This window comes from Microvirga subterranea, assembly GCF_003350535.1.
Classification (GTDB): domain Bacteria; phylum Pseudomonadota; class Alphaproteobacteria; order Rhizobiales; family Beijerinckiaceae; genus Microvirga; species Microvirga subterranea.
The window spans coordinates 436,229-461,033 of the sequence record NZ_QQBB01000003.1 but is presented as its reverse complement, the minus strand read 5'-3'; the positions used below and the strand labels follow the sequence as shown (position 1 = coordinate 461,033).

The window sequence follows — 24,805 nt, the reverse complement described above, 5'->3', positions numbered from 1 at the left end:
CTGCCTCCGTCTGCCCGTACTCACCATACCTCAATTCGTCGAAGGGCCACGAGACCAACTCCCGTGGCCCTTGTTACCGCTTTCGATGAAGCGCGATTACGGCGTGATGGCGACCTTCAGCACTCCATCCCGCTGATGTCCGAACAGGTCGTAGGCTTCCTCGATCTGGTCCAGGGTGAAGCGATGGGTGACGAGGGGCCGGGTATCGAGGCGGCCGGAGGCGATCACGTCCATGAGGCGCCGCATGCGCTCCTTTCCGCCGGGGCAGAGGGTCGTTACGATCGTGTGATCTCCGAGACCTGCCAGAAACGCGTCGAGCGGGATCGTCAGGTCCTTCGAATAGACGCCCAGCGACGAGAGGGTGCCGCCCGGGCGGAGCACGCGGAGCGCAGCCTCGAAGGTCTCCTGGCGGCCGAGCGCCTCGATTGCGACATCGACGCCGCGTCCGTCAGTCAGGCGCATGATCTCGTCGACCACGTCCGCCTTTGAGAAATCGATCACGTGATCCGCGCCCATCCGGCGGGAGATCTCCATGCGGGACGGAACGGAATCGACCGTGATGATTTTCGTGGCTCCCATGAGCTTCGCGCCGGCGGTCGCGCAGAGCCCGATCGGGCCTTGGGCGAACACCGCCACCGTGTCGCCGATGCGGATCCTCCCGCTCTCCGCGCCTGAGAAGCCCGTCGACATGATGTCGGGGCACATGAGCACCTGCTCGTCGCTGAGCCCGTCCGGGATCGGCGACAGGTTCGCCATGGCGTCCGGGACCAGCAGGTATTCGGCCTGCGCGCCGTCGATGGTGTTGCCGAAGCGCCAGCCGCCCATGGGCTTGAAGCCGTATTTCATGCGTGGCCCGTCCTGGGAGAGGCAGCCGCACAGGCAGGCATTGCTGTGCCCGCTCGGCGTGATGGCGCCAGCAATGACGCGCTGGCCCTCGCGGTATCCTTCCACGGCCGAGCCGAGCTTCTCGATGATTCCGACCGGCTCGTGCCCGATCGTGAGTCCTCTGGCGACCGGATATTCGCCCTTGAGGATGTGGATATCGGTGCCGCAGATCGTGGTGGTGGTGATGCGGACGAGCGCGTCCAGCGGCCCCACGTCGGGGATGGGCTTCTCGTCCAGGACGATCCTGTTCGGCTCGACGAAGATAGCGGCTTTCATCTTTGCGGTCATGGTGTCCTCTCGCAGGGCGCCGGCGAGCGTGGGAGTTCCGGCCCCTCGGATGTGATCGGGTGCCCGACCCTGGACACGATGCGGGCCTTTGTCCTTGAGGGATGTCAATTCCTAGAGGAGGTGCCTCGGCCCTCCTATAAGCCAAGCTTATGGGAGGGGGCGCATTTTCGTTTGGTGCCGGGAGATGCGCGGCCTTATGGATTGTCCGTCAGCCACCTGGCCCTCCTCGAGGGCGGAGACGATCCCGATGCCCCGTTTCATCTGTCGCGCGTGCGGAACCCAGTATCCCGAAAGCGAAGCACCCTCGGCGCATTGCCCCATCTGCGAGGACGAGCGCCAGTTCGTGAACTGGGAGGGGCAGAGCTGGACCACACTTGAGGACCTTCGCCGGTCGCACCGGGCCAGGATGCAGCAGGAGGGGCCGGGCCTGACCGGCATCGGCAGCGAACCGAGCTTCGCCATCGGCGAACGCGCGCTCCTGGTCGAGACACCGCACGGCAACGTGCTGTGGGACTGCATTGCTCTCATCGACGACGAGATCGTCGAGGCCGTGAAGGCCCGCGGTGGTCTGAAGGCGATCGCGATCTCACATCCGCACTACTACACCACGATGGTCGAGTGGAGCCACGCCTTCGGCGGAGTCCCGATCTACATCCACGCGGACGATATGAAATGGGTGCAGCGCCCCCATCCGGCGATCCTGCCCTGGACCGGCGAGACGCACGCCCTGTCGCCCGACCTGACCCTGATCCGCTGCGGCGGACATTTCGACGGCGGCGCCGTGCTGCACTGGGCTGGCGGAGACGAGGGGCGGGGAGCGCTGCTGTCGGGCGACATCCTCCAGGTCGTGCAGGACCGCCGCCATGTGAGCTTCATGTACAGCTACCCCAATCTCATCCCGCTCAACGCAAGGGCCATCGAGCGCATTCGCGCGGCGTTGGCGCCCTACGCGTTCGACAGCATCTACGGCGCGTGGTGGGGCCGCAACATCATCGGCGGCGGGCGCGAGGCGTTCGACGTTTCGGTCGAGCGCTATCTGCGGGCGATCGCCTGAATGGCAAGAAGGGGCTCTTCAGGAATCTTCCGGGCATAGCCCTGGCTGGTCCTACGCAGCCCGTTCGCATCGTTCAGCAGGTCAATCCCGCCTTCCTGCGGCCAAGCTTGCGTCTCGAAAGGCGCATATAGGTATTCCTGAGCAGAGGGTTACTATTCTTTCGGAAGGGGATCCAATATTTCCGAGTAGAGTGAGAATCCTATCTCCGATGAGGTGCGAAATAATCCCATTTGGACATTGGAGTGCCCATCCTGATCATGCGTCTAATGAGGCAGATCTTCCTGTTTCGCATCAAGGCGAAGAGTGGAAGCGCACAACGCACATCACGAGGGACGCATGGCTACTTTCGTCTTCACCGTCGCCGAGTTCACGGCCTTCCCGACCAAGCCGTTCGCACCTGGGGACGATGTCACAATCGCGGATGTGGGGCAGGCCATCGACGGACTGACGCCCGCAGACATCGCAGCATTTGCGGCGGCCAATGTGGATGTCATCGACGCAACGAACGACTCGATGTTTCTGTCGACGTCGCAACTCGAAGCCTTGGGGAGCGTGAGGCTCACAGCAGGCGACACGGTCGTCCTCGCCGATTCGGGGGCAGAACTTGCCTCGGGGACCCTTGCGCAGATCTCGTCGCTGGCTGCTCGTAACGTCGATCGGATCGACGTCACCGACAATGTCGTGCCGTTCTCGCTCGCGCAACTCAACGCTCTGCCGGTTTCGTTGACCCCCGGCGACACCGTGTTCCTGACCGACAGTGGCGCGACGCTCAGCAGTCTCGGACCTTCCGACCTCGCCTCGCTTTCGACGCGGGGAGTCGTCGGCTTCAATGCATCGGACAACGTCTTCACTGTCTCCGTGCCCCAGTACCAGGCGTTCGGCGCGTTCCAGCTTGCCCCCGAAGACAGCTTCAAGGTGAACGGCACGAACGCCTCGGAGCAGATCGACGGACGCTCGTCCAACGACCGGCTCTATGGCCTCAACGGCAACGACCGTCTGAACGGCAACGACGGCAACGATTGGCTGATCGGCGGGCTCGGCAAAGACGTGCTGACCGGTGGCGGCGGTGCGGACGTGTTCGTGTTCGACAAGAAGCCGAACAAGAAGACGAACTACGACACAGTGCGGGACTTCAACGTCCGGGACGACAGCGTCTATCTCGACAACGCAATCTTCAAGAAGCTTGGAAAAGGCAGCGAGGCCAATCCCGGCAAGCTGAACAAGGCGTTCTTCAAGATCTCTGACAAGGCCCAGGATTTCAACGACTACCTGATCTACAACAAGAAGACGGGAATTCTCTACTACGACTCCGACGGATCAGGCGGCGCGCAACAGGTCGAGATCGCCAAGCTCTCGAAGAACCTGAAGCTGACCTACAAGGATTTCTTCGTCATCTGAGTGGCCCGGCGCACATAGGTGCGCGTGATGTCGATCTCCGACCGCCGGCGTTTGCCCCCGAACGCCGGCGGTCGATGGCCTGACGAGCGCGTCAGGCTGCTTTCGACAGTTCCGGCGCCATGTCGGCGAAGGGAGCTCCGGCTTCGTGCTGCGCAAGAAGACGGATCGCCTCGCGGGCGAAGGACCGGAATTCTTCCTTGATGATTTCGGGCTCGCAGTCCCAAAGCTGCGCGTCCTCATGCGCATCGTAGAACGCACGTGCGATGTATTCGATCTCGATGTTCATTGTATGCCCCAGGTCTATTGCTTCTTGCTTGAGGTGCTTCCGAGGCCTTCAGCTTCATGGCTGATGTCGTTGTGCTTCGGAGCCCTTGCTGGAACTAAGCTTTAGAGTCTCATCGCCAAGATTCGCAATGCAACGGAGAGGGTAGCTCGAAGGGGGTATAGAAAGTTCCGTAGCCAGTGACCTGCGATGCTCGGGCCGCAAGCCCCGCGTCAGCCTTTGCTGGTGAGATGAGCCGTCCCTCACAATGGATTGCACAGATGGCAGACGGAATGTCGTGGCGCCGCGGAAGCGAGCGCTTTCCCACTTCTCTCGAGGGGCGGATCTCGTTCGATGGCGATGCGTCGCCCATCGATTGCGTCATGTCGGATCTCTCCACGACCGGAGCCCGGCTCGGGTTCAGTGAAGTGGCCGAGATCCCGCTCGAGTTCGAGCTGCAGATTCCGGAGGCGGGGGCTTGCGCCAGGGTCAGGCTGGTCTGGACCAGGGGGCAGGAAGCCGGTGTGATGTTCACCGATTAGCGCCGCTTCCATGGCCCGGTCTAGGACCTAGGTCCTGGACGAAAGCCCGATCACGGTGGGGCAGCGCCGACTTACAGTGTGCGAAGCCTCTTCCGAGCGTGCGGAGAGGATAAAACCGGGAGACGGGGCGTGCCGACGAGTTCAAGCAATGTATGCGAAGGAGGCATTCCGGGCCTCCTGCTTCCCCAGCAGGCATGGTTCGTGCTGGAGCGGGAGAACATCAGGACAATCCAGCGGCTGAAGGCGATCGCCGACAAGATCGAGCACGTCCTTCCGGGGATCGGCCCGAAGACCGCCGATGCGATCAGGGCCGAGCTCGCCCGGGTCGACGGGCTGGCGTCCGCTGCGGGCGAAGCGGTGCCTTGAGCGAGACGCATCGCCGCCCATCCAGCCCGGACCGACCGCATATTCGATGACGATGCGCCGGGGCTGGCGGACATCCACGAGCGGCTTTCCGCAGCGTCGGATTCCGGTGCCGAATATGCTCGAATGGGGTTGACGCACCCCCAAAAGCATCCTATCTGACCGCCACTCGCGAACGTTCACCGCCGGCCGCCGGGGCGACCATCTCTCCGGAAAAGGCGTGCGGCTTCAAGAACTTCGTTGGGGGATAGTTTAATGGTAGAACAGCGGACTCTGACTCCGTTAGTCTTGGTTCGAATCCAGGTCCCCCAGCCAATCATTTTCGCCCGCTAAGCGACTTGCTTAGCGGGTTTTTTGTTGCCGGGAGAGGCATGGTGCGAACGATTTCCGCCGGGCGTCGAAGGCACCCGGGACCAGGGTGCGGCCACAAGGCCCGCAATCCGAAGACTTGGCTGGAACAAAATCTGATAAGTAGGATTGCGGAGTCGACTGGCGGCTTGAGGATTGGCAAAGGCGAAGCTTCCTCCGGGTTTCCCTCAAACATATCTTATGACGGCATTTCCCTCAGATCCCGATGACGAGACCCTCCGAAACCTGGTGGAGGCACTCGGCAAGAGCGGCCAGGCGGTGTCCATCTACGACGCCGAGGATAACCTTCGCTATGCCAACGAAACCTACCGCGGCATCTTCCTGAAGGGGTACGAGGGGCCTTTTACCTTTACCGAGATCCTTCGGCACGGAGCCCGGAACGGGATCGGGGTGAGAATCGACGGCGGCGATGTCGAGGCGCTGATCGCAAGAACGTTGCCGCGACGAAGAACCGTGCCCCGCAAGTCCTTCGAATCGGATTTCCTGGATGGGCGCTGGTTCTGGATGGACCATACGATCCTGCCGAACGGTTGGGTGCTCACGGTCGGAGCGGACATCACGGCCTTGAAGCACAACGAGAAGAGCCTGCGCCAGGCGCATGAGGCGGCCCTTCTGGCGTCCCGCACCGATCAGCTTACCGGCCTGCCGAACCGCCGCCACATCCTGGAACTGCTCGACGAGGCGCTCGACTGCGCCCGCGCCTCCAGCGCCGACCTGTGCGTGGCCGTGATCGATCTCGACGGATTCAAGGGCGTCAACGACACCCACGGACATGACGCCGGCGATGCCGTCCTCAACCACTTTGGCGCCACCTGCCGCGCGAGGATGCGGCCCCAGGACCGCCTTGGCCGGACCGGCGGGGAGGAGTTTCTGCTCCTGCTGCCCGGGGTTCGGCTCAACGACGCGCTCCGCCTCATAGAGGAGATCCGCTCAGGCTTTCCTGCCGCGCGCCTGAGGAAAGGAACGCTGGAGCTGCCGTGCGCCTTCAGCGCGGGCATTGCGGAGGTTCTGCCGCAGGACGACCGCAGTTCCATCCTGTTCCGGGCCGACCGCGCCCTTTATGCGGCCAAGCGAGAAGGGCGGAACTGCACCAGGATCGCCTTCGAGCGGTAAAGACCGGCGCGCTCTGCGACGACATTTTTCCCCCTGGCGCGGAACCTCGACGGTTCATAACTTGTTCAACTTGGCCGTTGCAATATGACATCGAGCCTGGCGATATAAGCCCGGCAGGAGACCAAAAGAATGACGTTCGGTAGGTGGGTTCTCGGTGTGGTTGCGGGCGGTGTCGCCCTCGGCGCCGTCGGCGCGCAGGCTGCGCCCATGCCCGTCGTGACGACGGAGGCCCGCTCCTCCGTTCAGACGGTTCAGTTCTATTACGACGATCCGCCGCCGGTGATCTACGAATCGCCGCGCCGCTACTACTATGACGATCCCCCGCCGCGCCGGTACTACGACCCGCCGCCGCGCGCCTATTACGATGCGCCGCGCCGGGATTGGGATCAACCGCGCCGGTATGCGCGCCCGCCGGGCTACGTGGTTCCGACGCCGGACGGCAGGGGCCGCTCGGGCGGAGCCGTGATCTACGACAAGGAAGCCGCCAAGGACTACATGAAGGACTACCGGCGCGCCCAGAAGGAAATCTACAAGGAGAAGTCGCGCGCCTGGAACCGGGCGAACGGCTACTGAGCCTCACAGATCGTCGTCGAGTGCGCCGCCTTCGGGCGGCGTATTAATGTCGAGGTCCTGGCGCATCTCGGCCTCGTCCTCCGCGGCCTCCGCGTCGGCCGAGATCCGGTCGTGGCGGTCGAGGGCGCCCTGGAGGATGTAGGCCGCCGCCATCTTGTCGACCGCATCGGCCCGCTTCGCCCGCGAGGCGTCCGCATCGAGCAGGGTGCGGGTCACCACCATGGTGGACATGCGCTCGTCCCAGAACAGGACGGGAAGCGGAACCAGCGGCTTGAGGTTGCGCACGAAGGCGCGGGTCGCCTGCGAGCGCGGGCCCTCCGTGCCGTCCATGTTGAGGGGCAGGCCGAAGACGAGGCCGCCGACGTCATGGCGCTCGATCAGGGCCTTGATGCGCTCCACGTCGGGCGTGAACTTCACCCGCTTGATGGTTTCCAGCGGCGTCGCGATCCGCCGCTCCACGTCCGAGAGGGCGAGCCCGATCGTCTTCGTGCCGAGATCGACGCCCAGCAGGCGCGCCCGTGGCCCGAGCCCCTCGAAGAGAGCCATCAGCTCCTGGTCCCTGCCTGTCACGCCCGCCTCCTCATCCTGTCGGGCCACCTTACAGGAAGTGCGGCGGCAAGTCGTCCCGGGAGAGGTCAGGCGGTGCGGCTCTGCGGAGGGGTCGTGCGGTCTCCTCGCGGAACCGTGAGGGGGAGCGCCTCTCCGGAGCCGCGGAACAGGTGGCAGGACTCGCCTGTGGCCGCAAGGGAGACCACGTCGCCGGCCCGATGGCGCGAATCCCCTGTTTCCCGGGCGGTGAGACGTAGGCCGTCCGCCGCGACATAGAGGAGGTGGTTCTCGCCGAGCTGCTCCACCAGCTCGATCCGGCCCCGGAACGGACCGTCCTCCCGCACCTGCAGGTGGTCGGGACGGATGCCGAGCGTGAGGGCTTCGCCCGTGCGAGTGCCCTCAGGATGCACCGGAACCGGGAGGGTCTGCCCGCCCGGCAGGCGCACCTCGATGTGGTCGGAGCCCGCTGACACGGCCTCGACGGGAACGAAGTTCATCTGCGGCGAGCCGATGAAGCCGGCGACGAAGAGGTTGGCCGGGCGGTGGTAGAGCTCGAGGGGCGTGCCGACCTGCTCGATCCGTCCCTTGTTCAGCACCACGATCCGGTCGGCCAGGGTCATGGCCTCGACCTGGTCGTGGGTCACGTAGATCATCGTCGCGCGGGTATCCGCATGGAGCTTGGCGATCTCGATACGGGTCTGGACCCGCAGGGCGGCGTCGAGGTTCGAGAGCGGCTCGTCGAAGAGGAAGACCTTCGGGTCTCGCACGATAGCGCGGCCGATGGCGACGCGCTGGCGCTGGCCGCCGGAGAGCTGCCGCGGCTTGCGGTCGAGAAGATCGTCGATCTGGAGGAGCCGCGCGGCCTCGCGCACGCGGGCGTCGATCTCCGACCGCGAGGCCTTCGCCAGTTCCAGCCCGAAGGCCATGTTGTCGTAGACGCTCATATGCGGATAGAGCGCGTAGGATTGGAAAACCATCGCGATGCGGCGCTTCGCCGGCGCCCAGTCGTTCACGCGCTCGCCGTCGATGAAGAGATCGCCTTCGGTGATGTCCTCCAGGCCGGCGATGAGCCGCAGGAGCGTCGACTTCCCACAGCCGGAAGGGCCGACGAAGACCACGAACTCGCCGTCGCGGATTTCGAGGTCGACGCCGTGGATGACCTTCGCGCCTCCGAAGGACTTCTGGATGTTCCTGAGTGCGACCTCTGCCATCGACGGTTCCTTTGTCAGCCTTTGACCGCGCCCGCGGTGAGCCCGGCCACGATCTTGCGCTGGAAGACCAGCACCAGCGCGATGATCGGCAGGGTGACGATGACGGAGGCCGCCATGATCGTGCCCCAGGGCAGCTCGTAGGCGGTGCTGCCGGTCATCAGCGCGATGGCGGGCGGCACGGTGCGACGCTCGTTGGTGAGCGTGAAGGTGAGGGCGAACAGGAACTCGTTCCACGACACGATGAAGGCGAGGAGCCCCGTGGTGACGGCCGCCGGAGCCATGAGCGGCAGGAACACGCGGCGCACCACGATCCATGGCGTCGCGCCGTCCACGAAGGCGGCCTCCTCGATCTCCTTCGGCATCTCGCGCATGAAGGTGGTGAGCACCCAGGTCGTGAAGGGCAGGGTGAGCATGAGGTTGGCGAGGATCAAGCCGGGCAGGGTGTTGTAAAGGCCGAGGCTTCGGATGAGCTCGAACATGCCCGACAGCACCGCGACCTGCGGAAACATGGAGACGCCGAGGATCGTCATGAGCAGCAGCGAGCGGCCGCGAAACGCGATGCGCCCGAAGGCGTAAGCGGCCGTGATGCCGAGCGCCAGCGAGACCGCGACGACCGCGCCCGCCACGATGATGGAGTTGAGGATGTTCCGCCCGAAGGGCTGGCGCTGGAAGACCGCAAAGTAGTTCGAGAGATCGAAGCTCTCGGGGACATATGCCACGGTGAAGAGGTCTGCCCCCGACCGGAAGGACGAGATCACCGCGTAGTAGAACGGAAACAGCGAGAACAGCGCGATCGCCGCGACGAGGAGCCAGAAGCCGATCCGCGTGAGGACCTTCATCGCGTCTCCTCCCCAAGGCGGACGCGGCCCGCCACCAGCGTTGCGGCGACGAGCAGCGCGATGATGAGGAAGATGAGGGTCGAGGCGGCTGAGCCCAAGCCTACCTCCTGGAACTCCACCAGCTGCTGGCGCGCGAAGACCGACATGGACATGGTGTCCTTGGAATTGGCCGTGAGCACATAGATCAGGTCGAACACCCGCAGGGCGTCGAGCGCACGGAAAATGACCGCCACGAGGAGCGCCGGCTTGATCAGCGGCAGCGTCACCCGGAAGAACACGCGCATGGGGTGGACGCCGTCCACCTTCGCGGCCTCGTAGATGTCCTGCGGCAGCATCTGCAGCGCTGCCAGGATGAGGAGCGCCATGAATGGGGTCGTCTTCCACACGTCCACCATCACGACGGTCCAGAGGGCCGTGTCGGGATTGGCCGTCCAGGTGATGGGCGCCGCGATAATGCCGAGGCGCAGCAGCATGTCGTTGATGACGCCGAACTGGTCGTGCAGCATCCAGTTCCACATTTTCGCGGAGACGACGGTCGGGATCGCCCACGGGATCAGGATGACGGCGCGCATGATGCCGCGCCCGGGGAAATGCGCGTTGAGGATCAGCGCCACGACGATGCCGAGCACCGTCTCGATCGAAACCGACACGAGCGTGAACCACAGGGTGTTCCAGACCGAGCGCCACCAGTCCGGATCGGTGAGCAGTCCGAGCCATTCGCCGTCGTAGTTGGCGAGGTAGTTCTCGAAGCCGATGAAGGTGTAGTCGCTTAAGTTGTTCAGGTCCGCATCGGTGAAGCTGAACCAGATCGTGCGCGCCAGCGGCCAGCCCGCCACCAGCACGAGGACGACCAGAGCCGGCGCGATGAAGGCCCAGGCGGAGCGCACCCGTGTCCGGGTCAGGGACGAGGCGCGGCCGCGTGGCCGCGTCGCCGCGCCGGCAAGGCCTGGAGCCGTGACGTCGGTCATCGGCCTACCAGCCGCTGCGCTTGATCCGCTTCAGGTCGCGGTCGAGCCGCGAGAGCGCCTGGTCGGGCTCGGCGCGCTTCGAGAGCACGAGGTGGACCGTGTTGAAGAACTCGTTCGAGACCTTGTTGTAGTTGTCGCCGGTCACGGAGGCCGGGCGGGCGACCGCGTTGGTGAAGACGTCCACGAGGTCGCCGATGAACGGGTTGGCGCGGGCGATGTCGGCATCGCCGTAGAGGCTCACGATCGTCGGGTTGAACGAGCCTTCGATGGCGCGGCGCTTCTGCTCCTGCGCGCTCGTCAGGTACATGACGAGATCGATGGCCGCGTTCTGCTTCTTCGAATATTTCGACACGGCGAGGAGCTGGCCGCCGAGCGTGCCGGCATGGCGCCCGTCCGCCCCGCCCTGCGGCAGGGGCGCGATTCCGACCTTGTCCTTGATGGCGCTGTCGGCTCCTTGCGCAAGCGCCCAGGCATAGGGCCAGTTGCGCATGAAGGCAGCGTTTCCGGCCTGGAAGACGCCGCGGGATTCTTCCTCCGTGTAGTTGAGCACGCCCTCCGGCGTGACGGTGCCGACCCAGCCGGCCGCCAGCTTGAGCGCCTCGGCGGCCTTCGGGTTCTCGACCGTGATCTCGCCTTTCGCGTCCACGATGGTGCCGCCGTTGAAGGACGCGATCCATTCGAGCGCGTTGGTGGTCAGGCCCTCATAGGCCCGGCCCTGCCAGACGTAGCCCCAGAAGTCGCCGCGGCCGTCCTTGCGCTCGCCCTCCTGGATCAGGCGCGCCGTCTCGGTGAGGTCGGCCCAGGCCTGCGGCACGGGGCGCTTGTACTTCTCCAAGAGGTCCTTGCGGTAGTAGAGCAGGCCCGCATCGGCGAACCAGGGCATGGCCATGAGCTTGCCGCCGACCTGGCTGGTCTCGATCATGGTCGGCAGGTGATCGTCGATGGTCCCTTGCGCCTTGGCGGTGAGGTCCACGAGGTGCTGGCCGAGGATGCCGGTCCAGACCACGTCGATCTGGAACACGTCGATGTCGGCGGCCCCGGCTCCGAAGAGCTGCTGGTAGAGGGCAAGGCGCTCGGTGGCGGAGTTCGGGGTCGAGACGATCTTGACCGTGTTGCCCGTCTTCTTGGCCCAGGCGTCGACGCCCTGCTTGCAGATCTCGTACTCCTTGCCGAGCGCGCTGCAGGAGATGGAGATCTCCACGGCCCAGGCGCCCGTGGAGGCGATCAGTCCGGTGGCGGCGGCAAGGCTTGCCAGGAAGCGGGGCATGGCTTTCCTCCTGCGGGTTTATTGCTTAGCTTTTTAAAACCCCGTGCCGACTTTTGTTCCTCACGAACGTGGTCGGCGGTCGGGCGCGCCCCATCTCCACATCGCAAGAACATGAGGGTTTGCCATGAAGATCACCTGGCTCGGTCATTCCGCGTTCCGGCTCGATTTCGCCGACAAGGTCGTGCTTCTCGATCCCTTCTTCACCGGCAACCCAGCCTTCGAGGGGGACCGGGACAAGGTGTCGGAAGGGGTCACCCACATCCTCATCACCCATGGGCACGGGGATCACGTGGGCGACACGGTGGACATCGCCAAGGCCACGGGCGCCAAGGTCGTGACCAATTTCGAGCTCTGCATGTACCTGGCGAAGCAGGGCGTCGAGAACATCGATCCCATGAACACGGGCGGCACCACGGACCAGGGCGGCTTCACCGTCACCATGGTGCGGGCCGACCACTCGGCCGGCCTCGTGGAGATGGACGTGAACTTTCCCCTGGGCAACGCCAACGGCCTCATCGTGAAGGCGCCGGGCGAGCCCACCGTCTACCACATGGGCGACACGGACATCTTCGGCGACATGGGCCTCATCGCCGAGATCCACCAGCCCGAGGTGGTGATGATCCCCATCGGCGACCGCTTCACCATGGGCCCGGAGGTAGCGGCCCTGGCGATCAAGCGCTTCTTCGGCGGCGCCAGGGCGGTGATCCCCTGCCACTACGGCTCGTTCCCGCCCCTCGTGCCCAATGCGGACCGGTTCGTGGCCGCCATGGACGGGTCCGGCATCCAGGTGGTGGTGCCGCACAAGACCGTGGGCGTGAGGGTGTGATCACTGCTTCCCGTGTCATCCCCGGCGGCCCGAAGGGCCGGGAAGGGGGATCAATGGCATTGGACTGGAGGCTGGCTCCCCTTCCCCTCACTTCGTTCGGCCGGGGATGACAGGAGGGGCACATCCGCCGTTGCACCCCTTGGCGGGCGGGTGTTATAGCCCGCCCAACTGCATCAAGGGGTTTGGCCATCCATGTCGGTCGATCAGAAAACGGTTCGGCGCATCGCCCATCTGGCGCGCATCGCGGTGACGGACGAGGAGGTGCCGCACCTCCAGGGCGAACTCAACGCCATCCTGTCCTTCGTCGAGCAGCTCAACGAGGTGAACGTGGACGGGGTCGAGCCGATGACCTCCGTGACGCCCATGAGCATGAAGAAGCGCCAGGACGGCATCACGGATGGCGGCTATGCGGACAAGATCGTCCGGAACGCCCCCGCCACCGAGGACAACTTCTTCCTCGTGCCGAAGGTGGTGGAGTAAGAACCCGTCATCCCGGCCGGAGCGGAAGCGAAACAGCCGGGATCGCGCAAACCAGTACTTTCTTCCAGACGATCCCGGATCGCTGCAGGGCAGCGTCCGGGATGACAGGATGATCCCGTGACCGAACTGACCCATCTCACCATTTCCGAGGCCCGCGACGGCCTGAAGGCCAAGTCCTTCTCCGCCACGGAGCTGGCCCAGGCCCATGTGGACGCCATCGCGAAGGCGAGGGCGCTCAACGCCTATGTGCTGGAGACGCCCGAGAAGGCGCTCGCCATGGCGAAGGCGTCGGACGAGAAGCTCGCTAAGGGCGAGGGCAGGGCGCTGGAAGGCATCCCGCTCGGCATCAAGGACCTGTTCTGCACCGAGGGCGTGGTCTCGACCGCCGGCTCCAAGATCCTCGGCAACTTCAACCCGCCTTACGAGTCCACCGTCACCCGGAACCTCTGGAACGACGGCGCCGTGATGCTCGGCAAGCTCAACATGGACGAGTTCGCCATGGGTTCGTCCAACGAGACCAGCGCGTTCGGACCGGTCGTATCGCCCTGGCGGAACGACGGCACCCATCTGGTCCCCGGCGGCTCCTCGGGCGGCTCGGCCGCGGCCGTCGCGGCGCATCTGTGCCTCGGTGCCACCGCCACGGACACGGGCGGCTCCATCCGCCAGCCGGCGGCCTTCACGGGCACGGTCGGGATCAAGCCGACCTACGGCCGCGTGTCGCGCTGGGGCACGGTGGCCTTCGCGTCCTCCCTCGACCAGGCAGGCCCGATCACCCGCACGGTGCGGGATGCCGCCATCATGCTGCGCTCCATGTCCGGCCCGGACGCCAAGGACACCACCTGCGCGGACCTTCCCGTGCCCGATTTCGAGGCGGCCGTCTCCCGCGGGGTCAAGGGCCTCAAGATCGGCATTCCGAAGGAATACCGGGTCGACGGCATGTCGCCCGAGATCGAGAAGCTCTGGCACCAGGGCACCGAGTGGCTGCGCGCCGCCGGCGCCGAGATCGTCGAGGTCTCCCTGCCGCACACGAAATATGCGCTGCCGGCCTATTACATCGTCGCGCCGGCCGAGGCCTCCTCGAACCTCGCCCGCTACGACGGCGTCCGCTACGGTCTGCGCGAGAACGGCAAGGACATCGTCGACCTCTACGAGAAGACCCGCGCCGCCGGGTTCGGCCGCGAGGTCAAGCGCCGCATCATGATCGGCACCTACGTGCTGTCCGCGGGCTATTACGATGCCTATTACGTGCGCGCCCAGAAGATCCGCACCCTGATCAAGCGGGACTTCGAGGAGGTCTACGCGAAGGGCGTTCACGCGATCCTGACGCCCGCCACCCCGTCCGCCGCCTTCGGGATCGGCGAGAAGGGCTCGGGCGACCCGGTCGAGATGTACCTGAACGACATCTTCACCGTCACCGTAAACATGGCGGGCCTGCCGGGCATCGCCGTTCCGGCCGGTCTCGACCAGCAGGGGCTGCCCCTCGGCCTCCAGCTCATCGGCCGCGCCTTCGACGAGGAGACCCTCTTCGCGGCCGGCCAGGTGATCGAGGACGCCGCGGGCAGGATCATCCTGCCGCAGCCGTGGTGGGCCTGAGGTGGCGCCTCCCAGCGTCCCGCTTTCGGTCTGGCTGCTCGCGGCCTTCGATCCGGTCCTGATCCTGGTGGCGGTCTGGCTCGGCTGGAAGGCCGATCAGCTCGGCAAGGTCTTCATCGCCGCCATCGCAGCGCTCGTCGCCTCGGTGCTCGTGTCCTGGATATTCACCAGCATCGGCATCCCGTGGGTCGCGCCCGTAAGGGCCGACCTGCCGACCCTGTTCCCGGTGCGGATCGCCGCCGCCCTGATCTGGGCCGGCGGCGCCTATGCGGTGCGGCGAGTGGTAAAGCGTTAGGTTTCGGCGATCCCGGCCTGTGGGTTCGCCGAGGGGCCGAGCGCCGTCGAGATCTCCGCCAGGGTCGCCTTCTCGGCGTCGCTCACCGCCACGCCGCCGAAGCCCAGGAATCCACCCTCGTTTCCGGCCTCTGCGGCTTTCTGGGCCACTTCGCGCAGCCATCCCTTGAAGGCGGCGGCATCCTCCGGCGCCTTTGTGTCCAGAATCCCCGAGACGGCGCGCAGTTCGTCGATCGCCTTGGTCTTCACGTCAGCGAACTGGCTCCCCTTGAAGCGGTCCTGAAACGAGGTCCGGACCGCGTCGCGGGTCGTGGGGTCGGCGATGTCGTCCGCGACCGCCTTCACGAGCGGGTTCGCATTCGCGTCCTGCTTGGCGGCGAGCAGCGCCCACCCACCGGACATGGATTCCTTCAGGAGGCCCCAAAGGCCGCTCGGGTCAGCCGCCGTAATGGCCATGCTCACGATCATCGGGCTCGCGGCGACACGCGCCCATTCCTCGGGGGTGAAGCTTGCCTTGTTCGCCATCGTGGAGTCTCCCGGTTCACAGCTTGGCCAATGACGCTGGCAAGGTCGTAATTGTCAGCAGCGCAGCTTTGTTCCGCGCCTCGGCCGGCGAGCCTCTTACCCACTATACTTCGACCGGGACCGAAGCGTTGCCGGGCGACAGGAAGGCCCGGACATGACAGGTTGCCGCCAGCCCGAAACGGACACGGCAGGCAGCGATCATGGCACCGAAGGCACCTCAATCCCCCAACTACATCGTCGAGCTTTCCCTGCTGGCAGCGCTCGCGACCCTGTGGGGGGCGTCCTACACCTTCATCAAGCTCGGCATCGAGACGATCCCGCCCGTGACGCTGATCGCCGGCCGCACGATCCTGGCGGGCGCCGTGCTGCTCGTCATCCTGCTGGCGAGGGGGATCCGCATGCCTCGGGACCGGGCGACCTGGGGGCGGTTCACCGTGCAGGCCTGTCTCAACAGCGCGATTCCGTTCACGTTGATCGCATGGGCCGAGACATCCGTCGATGCGGGGCTTGCCGTCATCCTCAACTCGATGACGCCGGTCTTCACCTTCCTGATCACGGCGCTCTGGGTGCGCCATGAGGCGACGTCGCACCGGAAGATGGCCGGCGTAATCATCGGTCTTGCGGGGACCACGGTCATCGTCGGTGCGCAGGCCTTTTCCCATGTGGGGCAGGAACTCGTCGGCCAGCTCGCAGTGGTCGGGGCGACGATCTGCTATGCGGGGGCGGCCATCTTCGGCAAGGGCTTCAAGGATCTGGATCCGATGGTGCCCGCCGCCGGATCCCTCGTCTCGGGTGCTGCTCTCCTGATCCCGGTGAGCCTCATCGTCGACCGGCCCTGGACGCTCGAGCCGTCGAGCTCCTCGCTCTTGGGTCTCGTCGGCCTCGCCCTGTTCTCGACCGCGGCAGCCTTCGCGATCTATTTCCGCCTGATCCGCACGCTCGGGTCGGTCGGAGCCACCGCCCAGGCCTACCTGCGGGCGCCGATCGGCGTGGCCATCGGGGCCTACTTTCTTGGGGAGCGGCTGCCGCCCACGGCGTGGATCGGCCTCGGCTGCATTCTCGTCGGGGTCACCCTGATGACGATGCCGGACAGGCGCCCAGCCACCCTGAGGGCGGCCTGACGGCGCAGCAAAAAGGGCCTGACCCGAAGGTCAGACCCTTTGTGACGCATACTCTTTACGCGAGACGCAAGCTTAGGGCTTGGGAGCGGCCGGGGAAGCCGGGGCCGCCGGAGCCGTCGTCGACGGAGAAGCCGGGGTCGCCGGAGCGCTGGTCGAGCCGGAACCGGTCGCGCCGGGCTTGGTTGTCGACTCGGTCTGCGTTGCGGTGCTGCCGGTGGTGCTCGGCTCACGGTCGCCGCCGTCATAGAACAGGAAGGCCAGCAAGCCGAGAGCGATAACAAGACCGCCGATCAGGTAAGCAAGTGTGTTCGAACCACGACCTTCACGCTCGTAGACATTCGTCTCGCGATTGTAAACGTTGGGCTCGCGATCGATGGGATCCATAGCCATTGTTAACTCCTTGACCGTTTTACCTACCCGACAACGCCCTATCTCCGATGCGGTTTCATGGCAGCTTGACAATTATTGTAAATAGCTGTGAACAAAGCAAAAATAATCTTAACCGTTCATCAGGAAATCTGAACGGATGTTCAGGTTCGAAAGGGGTTGACCCGGATGCCCTCTGGCACTTACTCCGGGCTGGAAACGACGAGATATTAAAGGCGCGAGACGTCATGAACGCTCCGGTCAATCCCAAGAAACTCATCAAAGGCGCGACAGGCGATTGGGAGATCGTCATCGGCATGGAGATCCACGCCCAGGTGACGAGCCAGGCGAAGCTGTTCTCGGGCGCCTCGACCGCCTTCGGCGGGGATCCGAACAGCCACGTCTCGCTGGTCGACGCGGCCATGCCCGGCATGCTCCCCGTGATCAACGAGGAGTGCGTGCGCCAGGCGATCCGCACCGGCCTGGGCCTCAAGGCGCAGATCAACCTCAAGAGCACGTTCGACCGGAAGAATTATTTCTACCCGGACCTGCCGCAGGGCTATCAGATCAGCCAGTACAAGAGCCCTATCGTGGGCGAGGGCGAGGTCATCGTCGACGTGCCCGAGAGCGGCGAGACGATCACGGTCCGCATCGAGCGCCTGCACCTGGAGCAGGATGCGGGCAAGTCGATCCACGACCTGCACCCGACCATGAGCTTCGTCGATCTCAACCGCTCGGGCGTGGCCCTGATGGAGATCGTCTCGAAGCCCGACCTGCGCTCGTCCGACGAGGCGCGCGCCTACGTGACCAAGCTGCGCACGATCCTGCGCTATCTCGGCACCTGCGACGGCGACATGGACAAGGGCAATCTCCGCGCCGACGTGAACGTGTCGGTGCGCCGCCCCGGCGAGGAGTTCGGCACCCGCTGCGAGATCAAGAACGTCAACTCCATCCGCTTCATCGGCCAGGCGATCGAATACGAGGCGCGCCGGCAGATCGGCATCCTGGAGGACGGCGGCGTGATCGAGCAAGAGACGCGCCTCTACGATCCGGGCAAGGGCGAGACCCGCTCCATGCGCTCGAAGGAAGAGGCGCACGACTACCGCTACTTCCCCGATCCGGACCTGCTGCCGCTCGAATTCGACCAGGCCTACGTGGACGAGCTCGCCCAGCACCTGCCGGAGCTGCCCGACGAGAAGAAGGCCCGCTTCATGGGCGATTACGGCCTCTCGGCCTACGACGCCAGCGTCCTGGTGGCCGAGCGCGCCTCCGCCGACTTCTTCGAGGAGGTAGCCAAGGGCCGTGACGGCAAGGCCGCCGCGAACTGGATCATCAACGAGCTGTTCGGGCGCCTGAACAAGGAGGGCAAGGACATCTCCTCCTCGCCGGTCTCGGCCGCCCAGCTCGGCGCCATCGTCGACCTGATCGGCGAGAACGTGATCTCCGGCAAGATCGCCAAAGACCTGTTCGAGATCGTCTTCACCGAGGGCGGCGATCCGCGCGAGATCGTCGAAAAGCGCGGCATGAAGCAGGTCACAGATACCGGCGCGATCGAGGCCGCCTGCGATGCGGTGATCGCCGCGAATCCCGAGAAGGTTGAGCAGGCCAAGGCCAAGCCGACTCTGCTCGGCTGGTTCGTCGGCCAGGTCATGAAGCAGACGGGCGGCAAGGCCAACCCGCAGGCCGTGAACGAGCTGCTGAAAGCCAAGCTCGGGATCGAGTGACCATGGCCGTTACCGCGACCCTGGACGGCGAGGTCCGGAACCTGCGTCTTGCGGCGGATTCGGACGCGCAGGACCTGTTCGGGCTCCTGTCCCTCTGCTTCGCCGAGTACCCCGGCTGCTTCGTTGATCCGCACGACGACCTGCCGGACCTGCGCTATCCGGGCTCTTCCTTCGACCGGAAGGGCGGGGCGTTTTGGGTGGTGGACGACGAGCGCGGGCGCGTCTGCGCCTGCGTGGCGGTGGATTTTCCGGAAGACGGGGTGGCGGAGCTGCACCGGCTCTACGTGCGTCCCGACCAGCGTGGCAACGGCCTCGGCGGCGCCCTCGTGCGCCTCGTGGAGCGTCATGCGCGGGAGAGAAGCGCAAGCCGCATCTTCTTCTGGTCCGACACCCGCTTCACCAACGCCCATCGGCTCTACCAGCGCCTCGGCTATGCGCGGGTCGAAGGCCAGCGCGACCTCGGCGACATCTCGAACTCGGTCGAGTACCGGTTCGAGAAGAGCCTCTGACGCGAGGGTCCGGCCATGGGCCGCTCAGCCTCAAAGATCGTTCTCGCGGCCGTGCTTGCTTGCGTCGGCATCGTGCCCGCAGTCGCGCAACAGGGTGCTCCCCCGAAGGATTGGCGTGAGGTGAAGTGCGAGCGCTACAAGGCAGCCTGGACCGAGGCCCTGGCGCGGCGCGGCACCAAGGGCGTCGGCCGCGAGTTCCTCGACAATCACGAAGCCTTCCTGGCGTCGGGCTGCACGACGCAGGGCAATGTCTGCCCGCGCTCCGAGGAGGAGCTGGCGCTCGCCAACATCATGGTCGTGGCCGCCATGAATGCCGGAACGGCGAGCACCTTCCCGCCCTTCGCGTGCCGTCGGTGATCTAGCCCGGCGCCGCTCCCTGGGTGTTGACGAAGACGGCGTAGATCGACTGGCTTCCGGCCATGAACAGCCGGTTGCGCTTCGGCCCGCCGAAGCAGACGTTGCCGCACACCTCCGGCAGGCGGATGCGCCCGATGAGCTTGGCGTCCGGGTTGAAGACCAGCACGCCGTTGTAGCCGACGGCCCGCCCGGCATTGCTTGCGGACCAGAGGTTTCCGTCCACGTCGCAGCGTATTCCGTCCGGTCCGCACTTCACCCCGTCGACCATGCAGTCGCTGAAGACCTTGCCGTTCGTGGCCTTGTTGTCCGTGCCGATGTCGAAGGCGAAGATCTCGCCCTTGCCGCCCGGTCCCGCATCGCCCGGTCCCTTGCCGGTGCTAGAGACGTAGAGGCGCTTGTAGTCGGGCGAGAAGCAGAGACCGTTGGGATCCGGCACCTGGTCCTCGCCGATGACGAGATCCACGCGCCCGCTCGGGTCGATGCGGTAGACGTTGGTCGGCAGTTCCCGGCGGGCCTCGCCGAACCCGACCGACTGTCCGAGCCGGGACTTGAGCCGTCCCTGCTGGTTGCTCGGTCCTCCGGCCGCATCCGGCGCGCCCTCGTAGAGCTGGCCGCCATAGGGCGGGTCCGTGAACCAGTAGCTGCCGTCCGGGTGCGGAACCACGTCGTTGGGCGAGTTCAGCCGCTTGCCCTGGTAGGAGTCCGCCAGCACCGTGATCGAACCGTCATGCTCGTAGCGGACGACGCGGCGGGCGAGGTGCTCGCAGGAGAGCTGGCGCCCCTGGAAGTCGAAGGTGTTGCCGTTGCTGTTGTTCGACGGCATCCGGAAGACGCTCACATGCCCGTCGTCTTCGAGCCAGCGCATCTGGCGGTTGTTCGGGATGTCGCTCCAGACCAGGTAGCGTCCTTCGCCGCTCCAGGCGGGCCCCTCGACCCAGAGCCCGCCCGTCCACAGGCGCATGATGGCGCTGTTGGGCTGGACGTACTGGTTGAAAGCAGGGTCCACCGTGATGACGTCGGGATCGGTGAAGTAGGTCGTCGGCGCGCCTCCGGGCCCGAAGTCCCGCGGCGGCATCGTGACCGTGCTCGGCGGACCGGGCGGCGCCGAGGTCTGCGCGAAGGCAGGCGCTGTGCCGGCTGCGACGGCGCCGACGCCGAGCGCCTGGATGATCGTGCGACGCGAGACTGAATTGCGGCGGTCTCGATGACCGTCTTCCTCTGTCATGGACGTTTCTCCCCAACGTGCGGTGGACGTTTGCAAACACGCAACTCACGCAACTCGAAACGGGGGCGGCAGCCGAAGCGGGCCGGAAGCGAGGTTTCAGGATTAGGACGCGGGCGATGCCCGCACCAGTGGTCATGCGAATACATGCCACGCTCATGGGTGGTATTCCCGGCCATCGTCGATCCGATGAGTTCGGCTTACGGGATCTCGTAGACGGAATACTCGTCGTTGAGCCCGCGCAGCGCTGTCGTCTGCTGCATGGGCTTGAGGCCCCGGCTTTCGATGATGCTCGAGGCCTTCGGGTCTTCCACGACGTTACCCGTGGCGAAGATCGCGCGCGACATGGCAAGGCCCTGGACCCGGGAGGCGATGTTGACCGTCTGGCCGAAATAGTCCTGCCGGTCGTTGAGCGTCACCGCGAGGCACGGGCCTTCGTGGATGCCGATCTTGAGCAGCAGGTCCTCGCTGCCGCGCTCGTCGTTGAGCGTCCGCATCGCCTCGCGCATCCGGAGCGCCGCGGACAGGGCGTGATCGGGCGTCGGGAAGGTCGCCATGACGGCGTCCCCGATGGTCTTCACGACCGCGCCGGATTCGGACGCCACGATGTCGTTGAGCACGCGGAAATGCTCGCGCACGAGGTCGTAGGCCACAAGGTCGCCGACGCGCTCGTAGAGTTCCGTCGAGCCTTTCAGGTCCGTGAACAGGAAGGTGAGGCTCGTGATCTTCAGGCGCTGATCGACGTCGAGCGTGTCGGTACGATAGATGTCCCGGAAGGTCTGATTGGTGAGCAGTCGCTTGGCCGTCAGGAAGGGACGTCGCCGCTCCATCATCTGGTGCAGTTCCGGACCCGCAACCCACACCGCTGGCAGCACGCGCCGGTTCGTGCGGTTCTCGAGGGTGATCCGCAGCGGCCCCGGCTGCATTACGAGAGTCTCGTTCGGCGGATGTGTCTGGTTGATCACGAGGGTCAGGCTGCGCCGCTCCCGCGTCGGCTCGCCCTTCACGTCGATGAACTGCACCGAGTGCGTGATCGGCTCGAACACGATCACGAATTCGGAGGGCAGCTGCAGCGACAGGATCGCGCGCTCGCCGGGCGGAAGCTCGACGGCGTCGAGAACGATGTCCTCGAGCCGCTCGTCGAGATCGTCCGGCAGGTCGACGCCCGAGCCCCAGAAGATCTGGCGCATGTAGTCCGCCATCGGCAGCGTGTCCGGGTCGTGTGCGCCGATCTTGCGCACGCGCGGGCTCACCGTGAAGGTGACCTCGACCATCTCGTCCAGCGTCGGCTCGTAGCCGGCCGCGCAGAGGGCGCAGTGATACTCCGCGCGGTCTACGGATTTGAGCGACGTCGCCGCATCCAGCACGCCGCCGCAGCCCGGGCAGAGCACATTCCAGGACATCTCGAAGATGCCGAGCCGCGCCGCATGCAGGAAGGCGGCGATGACCTTCTCCTCGTCGAAGCCGTGCTTCGCCGCGAAGGCCAGGGCGTTGACCCGGTTGAGCTCGTGGTCGGGGGCCTCCTGGATCAGCCGCTCGATGGCGTCGACCACCGCCGGATCGGCGGCCTGGCGGAGGAGGGGGAGAAGGCGTTCGGCTTCGCTCATGCGGGAGCCTCCGGGTGTGCAGGGCGAAATCAGGGGATCGCGGAGCATCGCAAAAGGATGCGCGGCGCGTCGTGGTGATGTGCTGACCGGTACGAACGCTATGATACCACCGCCGAGAACGAATTGTGAACAACGAAATTGATCCGGAGCCCTTTCTTGAGGTTTCGCTCCTTTGCGACTCTCCTGCCGATCGGCTAGGGTCCTGCCGCTCAACCAGCCTCGCAGGTCCATCACATGACGGCTCGATTCGAACTCCACGGAATTACGTTCTCCGGCCCGACCAACAAGGTCGCCCTGATGCTGTCTCTGGCGGGGGAGCCCTTCGACTACGTCCACGTGAACATGATGTCCGGCGAGCACAAGCAGCCGCCGCACCTCGCCAAGCAGCGCTACGGGCAGGTCCCGTTGCTCGTGGACCGCAACAACGGGCGGCACCTGTGCCAGTCGGCGGCGATCCTCGAATACCTTGCCGACATGACCGGCAAGTTCGGCGGCGCATCGCTCGACGAGCGACTGCAGATCCGCGAATGGCTCTATTGGGATTTCGACCGCCTCGCCGGGCCTCTCTACCGGGCGCGCGTCATTCGGCTGGGGATCCGGCAGGCTCCGCCGGAGGTGCTGGAGGACGCCACCAACAACGCCAAGGCGGCCCTGACGGTGCTCGATGGGCATCTCGCCGGTCGCAGCTGGATCGTCGGGGATGGGGCCACCATCGCCGACATCGATCTCTACGGCGTCGTGGCCTACGCTGACCAGGCCGGCATCGACCTCTCGGCCTATCCGAACGTGAGCGCCTGGACGAAGCGGTTGGAGGCTCTGCCGGGCTTCCGGGCGCCCGGCTTCCTGCCGCAGGAATCGAAGGCCGCCGCATGAGCGGCCTGCTGATCCGACAGGCGGGCGACGAGGACCTCGAGGCGATCATCCGCCTGCACGAGGAGGACGAGCTCGGCTCCCACGGCGATGCCTGGACGCCGGAGAACCGGCCCGCCTACGAGGCGGCCTTCGAGGCGATCACCCACAGCTCCGACAACGAGCTCTTCGTCGCCGTGACCGGCGACGAGGTCGTCGGCACGTTCCAGCTCACCTTCATCCCGAATCTCACCGGCCGCGGCGCACTGCGCGTGAAGGTGGAGAGCGTGAAGGTGAAGGCTGCCCGGCGCTCGCAAGGCATCGGCGCCAAGATGATGGAATTCGCCGAGAAATACGCCCGCACCCGCGGGGCCGCGATGCTGGAGCTGTCCTCCAACAAGACCCGCACGAACGCCCACCGTTTCTACGAGCGCCTCGGCTTCGCCCGCAGTCATGAGGGGTTCAAGAAGAGGCTCTAGTGCGCATGTCGAGACACCCGTGTCATCCCCGGCGGCTCGCAGAGCCGGGAAGGGGATCCATGCAAACCGGTGAGAGTGAGGGGATTCGCTTCCTCTCCGGTGGCTGCGCCACGTCCGGCCGGGAATGATACAGGTATGAGCGGCGCGGTCGCGATCAGGAGGCGCGTATTCCGATGATAAGGTTTTGCCAAAGACAGGCACTCCTCCTCGCCGCCCTCACAACGGCCATCGCGGCCGTGCCCGCACGGAGCCAGGAGACCGCGCCGAAAACTCCCTTCGCGGATGCCGACATGCAGCCGGCATTCCGTGCACGCTGTGAGGATCTTCATCGATTGACCGACGACGTGGAGACGGGCGCGAAGCGCATCGACCTCGCCGTCGAGGGCGAACTCACCGTCGTCCATTCCGACGGCGTGCTGACCTATCTCGGCCTGTGCAAGGCCCCCGATCCGCGGGTGCTCTGCGTCACCTACCGGGACAACGGCATGAAGCCGGGCGACCGCGTGGCGCTCGCCGGCGGCTACGGCCGGCCGGACCGCGACCACATCCTGCTCGATCCCTGTCTGGCGTCGCCTCTCGGCGGGGCATCGGAGTAGGGGGCTCAATTCTCCCGGAGGGCCTTGCGGAAATAGACGACCCGTTCCGTCTCCTCGAAGCCGAGAGCCACGTGCATGCGATGCGAGACGCTGTTGTGCAGCTCGGCGTCGGAGGCGAGCTCCGACACACCGAGACCGTGAGCCCAATCCTCGACCGCGGCGATCAGCACCCGCGCGACGCCGGACCGGCGATGGTCCGGATCGACGTAGATGCCTTCCAGGAAGGCGACGGGGGAGGTGGTGCACCCGTTCACGTAATCCTCGCGCAGGGAAGCCTCGGCGAAGCCCACGGCTCGCCCATCGGAGGTCCATGCGAGGAAGGCGCAGGAGCGGCCGTGCTGACCGAGAAGGTCCTCCGTTTCCTGCCGATGCTCCTCCACAGGCGTATCGGGCCACAGGGCCTTCCGAAGGCGGGCCCACTCCTCGATGGTATCCTGCCTGCAAGGTTCGATCCGCATGGTCCGATTCCCTCCTGCTTGCGCCGAAGCCGTTGTTACGGCTTCGGCCGATTGCGGCAAGAGGCAGCCCGTCCGGTTTCGCCGCGCAACGGGACCGACGCGCGGTGACGGGCCGGAA

At 65.6% G+C, this 24,805-nt stretch carries 29 protein-coding genes and 1 tRNA gene; 18 read left to right on the top strand and 12 right to left on the bottom strand.

Annotation, left to right across the window (positions count from 1 at the left end; all coding sequences use genetic code 11):
• Positions 1-96: 96 nt before the first annotated feature.
• On the bottom strand, positions 97-1,173 hold the full coding sequence (locus DES45_RS10315; RefSeq protein ID WP_114769887.1) for an NAD(P)-dependent alcohol dehydrogenase: 1,077 nt from the start codon (positions 1,171-1,173) through the stop codon (positions 97-99).
• Positions 1,174-1,420: 247 nt separating this feature from the next.
• Between DES45_RS10315 and DES45_RS10310 the strand changes: the two genes are divergently transcribed.
• Positions 1,421-2,227, top strand: a complete 807-nt coding sequence (locus tag DES45_RS10310; RefSeq protein ID WP_114769886.1) for an MBL fold metallo-hydrolase — start codon at positions 1,421-1,423, stop codon at positions 2,225-2,227.
• A 336-nt stretch (positions 2,228-2,563) separates the two neighbouring features.
• Positions 2,564-3,625, top strand: coding sequence for a calcium-binding protein (locus tag DES45_RS10305; protein WP_114769885.1), 1,062 nt, complete (start codon positions 2,564-2,566; stop codon positions 3,623-3,625).
• A 91-nt stretch (positions 3,626-3,716) separates the two neighbouring features.
• On the opposite strand, the gene DES45_RS10300 is transcribed toward DES45_RS10305, so the two are convergent.
• Complete coding sequence (locus DES45_RS10300; protein WP_114769884.1) at positions 3,717-3,911, bottom strand: hypothetical protein; 195 nt, start codon at positions 3,909-3,911, stop codon at positions 3,717-3,719.
• Between the two features lie 257 nt (positions 3,912-4,168).
• Here DES45_RS10300 and DES45_RS10295 point away from each other — a divergent pair, with 257 nt between their 5' ends.
• The 5 genes from DES45_RS10295 to DES45_RS10275 all read left to right on the top strand — a co-directional run bounded on the left by DES45_RS10295 (position 4,169) and on the right by DES45_RS10275 (position 6,847).
• Positions 4,169-4,429: a PilZ domain-containing protein gene (locus DES45_RS10295; RefSeq protein ID WP_170151450.1), complete on the top strand. Its 261-nt coding sequence runs from the start codon at positions 4,169-4,171 to the stop codon at positions 4,427-4,429.
• Between the two features lie 129 nt (positions 4,430-4,558).
• Entirely contained in the window at positions 4,559-4,795 is a 237-nt protein-coding gene (locus tag DES45_RS10290) for a helix-hairpin-helix domain-containing protein (protein WP_114769882.1), read from the top strand.
• A 238-nt stretch (positions 4,796-5,033) separates the two neighbouring features.
• Positions 5,034-5,107: transfer RNA gene (locus tag DES45_RS10285), tRNA-Gln, on the top strand.
• Between the two features lie 234 nt (positions 5,108-5,341).
• On the top strand, positions 5,342-6,274 hold the full coding sequence (locus tag DES45_RS10280) for a GGDEF domain-containing protein (RefSeq protein WP_114769881.1): 933 nt from the start codon (positions 5,342-5,344) through the stop codon (positions 6,272-6,274).
• Between the two features lie 129 nt (positions 6,275-6,403).
• The gene (locus tag DES45_RS10275) at positions 6,404-6,847 is read left to right on the top strand and encodes a hypothetical protein (RefSeq protein ID WP_114769880.1); all 444 of its coding nucleotides are present in this window, start codon (positions 6,404-6,406) and stop codon (positions 6,845-6,847) included.
• 3 nt (positions 6,848-6,850) lie between these two features.
• Here DES45_RS10275 and ruvX read toward each other — a convergent pair whose 3' ends face one another.
• The 5 genes from ruvX to DES45_RS10250 all read right to left on the bottom strand — a co-directional run bounded on the left by ruvX (position 6,851) and on the right by DES45_RS10250 (position 11,681).
• Positions 6,851-7,393 carry a Holliday junction resolvase RuvX gene (ruvX, locus tag DES45_RS10270; RefSeq protein ID WP_114769879.1) on the bottom strand — a complete coding sequence of 181 codons (543 nt, stop codon included), beginning with the start codon at positions 7,391-7,393 and terminating at the stop codon, positions 6,851-6,853.
• A gap of 89 nt (positions 7,394-7,482) precedes the next feature.
• Positions 7,483-8,607 (bottom strand): ABC transporter ATP-binding protein, encoded by a 1,125-nt coding sequence (locus DES45_RS10265; protein WP_114769878.1) that lies wholly within the window; start codon positions 8,605-8,607, stop codon positions 7,483-7,485.
• A gap of 14 nt (positions 8,608-8,621) precedes the next feature.
• Positions 8,622-9,446: a carbohydrate ABC transporter permease gene (locus tag DES45_RS10260; RefSeq protein ID WP_114769877.1), complete on the bottom strand. Its 825-nt coding sequence runs from the start codon at positions 9,444-9,446 to the stop codon at positions 8,622-8,624.
• Positions 9,443-10,414, bottom strand: a complete 972-nt coding sequence (locus DES45_RS10255; protein ID WP_114769876.1) for a carbohydrate ABC transporter permease — start codon at positions 10,412-10,414, stop codon at positions 9,443-9,445. Before DES45_RS10255 ends, DES45_RS10260 begins: the two co-directional genes overlap by 4 nt.
• 4 nt (positions 10,415-10,418) lie before the next feature.
• Positions 10,419-11,681, bottom strand: coding sequence for an ABC transporter substrate-binding protein (locus DES45_RS10250; protein WP_114769875.1), 1,263 nt, complete (start codon positions 11,679-11,681; stop codon positions 10,419-10,421).
• 124 nt (positions 11,682-11,805) lie between these two features.
• Between DES45_RS10250 and DES45_RS10245 the strand changes: the two genes are divergently transcribed.
• From DES45_RS10245 to DES45_RS10230, 4 genes are all read left to right on the top strand, one after another.
• Positions 11,806-12,507, top strand: a complete 702-nt coding sequence (locus tag DES45_RS10245; protein WP_114769874.1) for a metal-dependent hydrolase — start codon at positions 11,806-11,808, stop codon at positions 12,505-12,507.
• A gap of 192 nt (positions 12,508-12,699) precedes the next feature.
• Positions 12,700-12,987 (top strand): Asp-tRNA(Asn)/Glu-tRNA(Gln) amidotransferase subunit GatC, encoded by a 288-nt coding sequence (gene gatC / locus DES45_RS10240; protein WP_114769873.1) that lies wholly within the window; start codon positions 12,700-12,702, stop codon positions 12,985-12,987.
• A gap of 117 nt (positions 12,988-13,104) precedes the next feature.
• Entirely contained in the window at positions 13,105-14,580 is a 1,476-nt protein-coding gene (gene gatA / locus DES45_RS10235; protein ID WP_114769872.1) for an Asp-tRNA(Asn)/Glu-tRNA(Gln) amidotransferase subunit GatA, read from the top strand.
• 1 nt (position 14,581) lies between these two features.
• Positions 14,582-14,875, top strand: a complete 294-nt coding sequence (locus tag DES45_RS10230; RefSeq protein WP_114769871.1) for a hypothetical protein — start codon at positions 14,582-14,584, stop codon at positions 14,873-14,875.
• Here the strand turns inward: DES45_RS10230 and DES45_RS10225 are convergent.
• Complete coding sequence (locus DES45_RS10225) at positions 14,872-15,399, bottom strand: hypothetical protein (protein ID WP_114769870.1); 528 nt, start codon at positions 15,397-15,399, stop codon at positions 14,872-14,874. The genes DES45_RS10230 and DES45_RS10225 overlap by 4 nt on opposite strands.
• A gap of 200 nt (positions 15,400-15,599) precedes the next feature.
• Between DES45_RS10225 and DES45_RS10220 the strand changes: the two genes are divergently transcribed.
• A complete protein-coding gene (locus DES45_RS10220) occupies positions 15,600-16,520 on the top strand; it encodes a DMT family transporter (protein ID WP_114769869.1) in 921 nt (306 codons plus the stop codon).
• 72 nt (positions 16,521-16,592) lie between these two features.
• Here the strand turns inward: DES45_RS10220 and DES45_RS25375 are convergent, their stop codons facing one another.
• The gene (locus tag DES45_RS25375) at positions 16,593-16,910 is read right to left on the bottom strand and encodes a hypothetical protein (protein ID WP_173949333.1); all 318 of its coding nucleotides are present in this window, start codon (positions 16,908-16,910) and stop codon (positions 16,593-16,595) included.
• A gap of 224 nt (positions 16,911-17,134) precedes the next feature.
• On the opposite strand from DES45_RS25375, the gene gatB reads away from it, so the two are divergent.
• The 3 genes from gatB to DES45_RS10200 are packed head-to-tail and all read left to right on the top strand — an operon-like array spanning position 17,135 to position 19,476.
• Positions 17,135-18,610 (top strand): Asp-tRNA(Asn)/Glu-tRNA(Gln) amidotransferase subunit GatB, encoded by a 1,476-nt coding sequence (gene gatB, locus DES45_RS10210; protein WP_114769868.1) that lies wholly within the window; start codon positions 17,135-17,137, stop codon positions 18,608-18,610.
• A 2-nt stretch (positions 18,611-18,612) separates the two neighbouring features.
• The gene (locus tag DES45_RS10205) at positions 18,613-19,119 is read left to right on the top strand and encodes a GNAT family N-acetyltransferase (RefSeq protein WP_114769867.1); all 507 of its coding nucleotides are present in this window, start codon (positions 18,613-18,615) and stop codon (positions 19,117-19,119) included.
• Between the two features lie 15 nt (positions 19,120-19,134).
• Positions 19,135-19,476, top strand: a complete 342-nt coding sequence (locus DES45_RS10200) for a hypothetical protein (RefSeq protein ID WP_114769866.1) — start codon at positions 19,135-19,137, stop codon at positions 19,474-19,476.
• A 1-nt stretch (position 19,477) separates the two neighbouring features.
• On the opposite strand, the gene DES45_RS10195 is transcribed toward DES45_RS10200, so the two are convergent.
• Positions 19,478-20,701: an SMP-30/gluconolactonase/LRE family protein gene (locus tag DES45_RS10195; protein ID WP_114769865.1), complete on the bottom strand. Its 1,224-nt coding sequence runs from the start codon at positions 20,699-20,701 to the stop codon at positions 19,478-19,480.
• 197 nt (positions 20,702-20,898) lie between these two features.
• On the bottom strand, positions 20,899-22,305 hold the full coding sequence (locus tag DES45_RS10190) for an adenylate/guanylate cyclase domain-containing protein (protein ID WP_114769864.1): 1,407 nt from the start codon (positions 22,303-22,305) through the stop codon (positions 20,899-20,901).
• A 234-nt stretch (positions 22,306-22,539) separates the two neighbouring features.
• Between DES45_RS10190 and DES45_RS10185 the strand changes: the two genes are divergently transcribed.
• From DES45_RS10185 to DES45_RS10175, 3 genes are all read left to right on the top strand, one after another.
• Positions 22,540-23,178 (top strand): glutathione S-transferase family protein, encoded by a 639-nt coding sequence (locus DES45_RS10185; RefSeq protein WP_114769863.1) that lies wholly within the window; start codon positions 22,540-22,542, stop codon positions 23,176-23,178.
• Entirely contained in the window at positions 23,175-23,633 is a 459-nt protein-coding gene (locus tag DES45_RS10180) for a GNAT family N-acetyltransferase (RefSeq protein WP_114769862.1), read from the top strand. Before DES45_RS10185 ends, DES45_RS10180 begins: the two co-directional genes overlap by 4 nt.
• 332 nt (positions 23,634-23,965) lie before the next feature.
• Positions 23,966-24,229 (top strand): hypothetical protein, encoded by a 264-nt coding sequence (locus tag DES45_RS10175; protein ID WP_114769861.1) that lies wholly within the window; start codon positions 23,966-23,968, stop codon positions 24,227-24,229.
• Positions 24,230-24,234: 5 nt separating this feature from the next.
• Here DES45_RS10175 and aac(6') read toward each other — a convergent pair whose 3' ends face one another.
• Entirely contained in the window at positions 24,235-24,687 is a 453-nt protein-coding gene (gene aac(6'), locus DES45_RS10170) for an aminoglycoside 6'-N-acetyltransferase (protein WP_114769860.1), read from the bottom strand.
• Positions 24,688-24,805: the final 118 nt, after the last annotated feature.